Below are 3,871 nucleotides of genomic sequence, written 5' to 3'. Positions count from 1 at the left end.
CCGACCCCAGCTACCACCGCCAAATCCTGGTTGCGACCGCGCCGCAGATCGGGAACACCGGGTGGAACGACGAGGACGGCGAAAGCCGCCTGCAGGGCGGTGACGCGCCCGACCCCGGCCGGATCTGGGTCGCCGGGTTCGCGGTGCGCAACCCCACTCGACGCGTCTCGAACTGGCGCGCCACCGGCAGCCTCGACGATCAGCTCGTACAGCAGGGCGTCGTCGGCATCGCCGGCATCGACACGCGCGCGATCACCCGAGTCCTGCGCGAGCACGGCTCGATGCGCGCGGGCGTGTTCTCCGGCGCGGCGCTCGCCGCCGACGACGAGTTGCTGGCCCGCGTCACCGCGGCTCCGCCGATGGCCGGGGCGAACCTGTCGGCACAGGTCAGTACGGCGGCGGCCTACGTCGTCCCCGCCGTCGGCCCGGTACGCTTCCGTGTCGCCGCGCTGGACCTCGGTATCAAGGCGAACACGCCGCGGATGCTGGCGCAGCGGGGGATCGAGGTACACGTGCTGCCGGTGGCATCGGGCCTCGACGCGATCACCGACCTCGCACCCGACGGGGTATTCCTGTCCAACGGGCCGGGCGACCCGGCCACCGCCGACGCCGCCGTCGGCCTGACTCGCGAGGTGCTCGAGGTCGGCTATCCGCTGTTCGGCATCTGCTTCGGCAACCAGATCCTGGGCCGGGCCCTGGGTCGCGAGACCTACAAGATGCGCTTCGGGCACCGAGGCATCAACATCCCGGTCATCGATGTCGCGACCGGTCGCGCAGCCATCACGAGTCAGAACCATGGGTTCGCGCTGGAAGGCGAGGCCGGCGAGGAGTTCGACACGGACTTCGGCCACGCCCGCGTCAGCCACGTCTGCGCCAACGACGGTGTCGTCGAAGGTGTGGAGCTCCTCGACGGCCGGGCGTTCTCGGTCCAATACCACCCGGAGGCCGCGGCCGGCCCACACGATGCCGCCTACCTCTTCGACAAGTTCGCCACCGCGATGGAGAAGCACTGATGCCACGCCGCACAGACCTCAACCACGTCCTCGTCATCGGGTCCGGCCCGATCGTCATCGGTCAGGCCTGCGAGTTCGACTACTCGGGCACCCAGGCGTGCCGCGTCCTGAAAGCCGAGGGTCTGCGCGTCTCGCTGATCAACTCGAATCCGGCGACCATCATGACGGACCCGGAGTTCGCCGACGCGACCTACGTCGAGCCGATCACCGCCGAGTTCGTCGAGAAGGTCATCGAGGCTGAGCGTGACGCCGGGCACCCGATCGACGCGGTGCTGGCAACGCTGGGCGGCCAGACCGCCCTCAACACCGCTGTCGCGCTGCACGACCGGGGTTCACTGGAGAAATACGACATCGAGTTGATCGGCGCCGATTTCGACGCCATCCAGCGCGGTGAGGACCGACAGATGTTCAAGGACATCGTCGCCTCGGTCGGCGGTGAGAGTGCGCGTTCACGCGTGTGCCACACCATGGACGAGGTCCGCGAGACCGTCGCCGAACTCGGCTATCCGGTCGTCGTGCGGCCGTCGTTCACCATGGGCGGCCTCGGCTCCGGCATGGCCTACGACGAGGCCGACCTGGAACGGATCGCCGGTGGGGGCCTGGCGGCCTCGCCGACGGCCAACGTGCTCATCGAGGAGTCGATCCTCGGGTGGAAGGAGTACGAACTCGAGCTGATGCGCGACCACCGCGACAACGTCGTCGTGGTCTGCTCCATCGAGAACGTGGACCCGGTCGGCGTGCACACCGGCGACTCGGTCACCGTCGCGCCGGCCATGACGCTGACCGACCGCGAATACCAGCGGATGCGCGACCTGTCGATCGCGATCCTGCGGGAGGTCGGCGTCGATACCGGCGGCTGCAACATCCAGTTCGCCCAAGATCCGCGCGACGGGCGCCTGGTCGTCATCGAGATGAACCCGCGGGTGTCGCGGTCCTCGGCCCTGGCATCGAAGGCCACCGGGTTCCCGATTGCCAAGATCGCCGCGAAGCTGGCCATCGGCTACAGCCTCGACGAGATCGTCAACGACATCACCAAGGAGACGCCGGCCTGCTTCGAGCCGACGCTGGACTACGTCGTGGTCAAGGCGCCGCGCTTTGCCTTCGAGAAGTTCCCTGGTGCCGACGACACACTGACCACGACGATGAAGTCGGTCGGCGAGGCGATGAGCCTGGGCCGCAGCTTCGCCGAGGCGTTCGGCAAGGTGCTGCGGTCGCTGGAGACCAAGGCTGCCGGGTTCTGGACCGAACCCGACCGGCCCGATCCCGCGCAGGTGGACCTGCCGGCCCTGCTGGAGAAGGTGCGCACCCCCAAGGACGGCCGCTTCTACGACGTCATGCTGGCAATGGAGGCCGGTGCGAGCATCGAGGACCTGTACGAGGCCACCGCCATCGACCCGTGGTTCCTCGCCGAGATCGCCTGGATCGGTGAGGTCGGGGCGCAAGTCCGCGACGCCGACGAACTTGACGAGCACCTGCTGCGCCTGGCGAAGTCGACCGGCTTGTCCGACCGGCAGATCGCGGTGCTGCGGGCCGCTGGCGGCGACGACTCACTGGGCACCGAGGTAACCGTTGCCGCGCTGCGCGAACGACTCGACGTGCACCCCGTGTACAAGACTGTCGACACCTGTGCCGCCGAGTTCGAAGCACGCACGCCGTACCACTACTCGACCTACGAGATGGACCCTGCCGCCACCAGCGAGGTGGCGCCGCAACCCGACCGTCCCAAGGTTCTCATCCTCGGGTCGGGGCCCAACCGAATCGGTCAGGGCATCGAGTTCGACTATTCGTGCGTGCACGCCGCGATGACGCTCTCGCTGGCCGGATACGAGACGGTCATGGTCAACTGCAATCCGGAGACGGTGTCCACCGACTACGACACGGCCGACCGCCTGTACTTCGAACCGTTGACCTTCGAGGACGTCCTGGAGGTCTACCGCGCCGAATCGCAGTCGGGCACCGTCGCCGGTGTCATCGTCCAGCTCGGCGGCCAGACGCCGCTCGGCCTGGCGCACCGACTGGCCGACGCCGGCGTGCCCATCGTCGGCACCGGGCCCGACGCGATCGACCTGGCCGAGGACCGCGGCGAATTCGGCCGGGTGCTGACCGAGGCGGGTCTGCCCGCCCCGGCATTCGGCACGGCGACGACGCTCGACCAGGCCAAAGAGGTCGCCGACCGCATCGGCTACCCGGTGCTGGTCCGGCCGTCGTACGTGCTGGGCGGGCGCGGCATGGAGATCGTTTACGACGAGGCGTCGCTACGCGACTACATCTCCCGCGCCACCGAGCTCACCCCCGACCATCCGGTGCTGGTGGACCGCTTCCTCGAGGACGCGGTGGAGATCGACGTCGACGCCCTGTGCGACGGTACCGAGGTCTACCTCGGCGGGATCATGGAGCACATCGAGGAGGCCGGGATCCACTCCGGCGACTCAGCGTGCGCCCTCCCGCCGGTCACCCTGGGCCGGTCCGACCTCGAGGCGGTGCGCAAGGCCACCGAGGCGCTTGCGCACGGCATCGGCGTGCGCGGCCTGATCAACGTCCAGTACGCGCTCAAGGACGACATCCTCTATGTACTGGAGGCCAACCCGCGCGCCAGCCGCACGGTGCCGTTCGTCTCGAAGGCGACCGCGGTCCCGCTGGCCAAGGCGTGCGCGCGGGTCATGCTGGGCGAGTCCATCGCCGAGCTGCGCGCCGCGCAGGTACTCCCGGCCACCGGCGACGGCGGTAACGCGCCGATCAACGCGCCCATCGCAGTCAAGGAGGCGGTGCTGCCGTTCCACCGGTTCCGGCGCGCCGACGGCACCGGTGTCGATTCGCTGCTGAGCCCGGAGATGAAGTCGACGGGCGAGGTCATGGGC

2 protein-coding genes are annotated in these 3,871 nt (G+C 69.0%); both read left to right on the top strand.

From position 1 onward, the window contains the following. Positions 1 to 1,013, top strand: a 1,013-nt coding sequence (carA, locus tag B4L26_RS06640) for a glutamine-hydrolyzing carbamoyl-phosphate synthase small subunit (RefSeq protein ID WP_290717298.1), incomplete at its 5' end; no start/stop codon positions are given. After that, the coding region (gene carB, locus B4L26_RS06635; protein ID WP_290717296.1) for a carbamoyl-phosphate synthase large subunit at positions 1,013 to 3,871 on the top strand (2,859 nt) is incomplete at its 3' end. The genes carA and carB, both read left to right, overlap by 1 nt.

Origin of the sequence: Gordonia sp. UBA7599 (genome assembly GCA_002477755.1) — a bacterium.
GTDB lineage: Bacteria > Actinomycetota > Actinomycetes > Mycobacteriales > Mycobacteriaceae > Gordonia.
The sequence above is the reverse complement of the archived record's forward strand: the minus strand, read 5'-3'. Positions and strand labels throughout refer to the sequence as shown.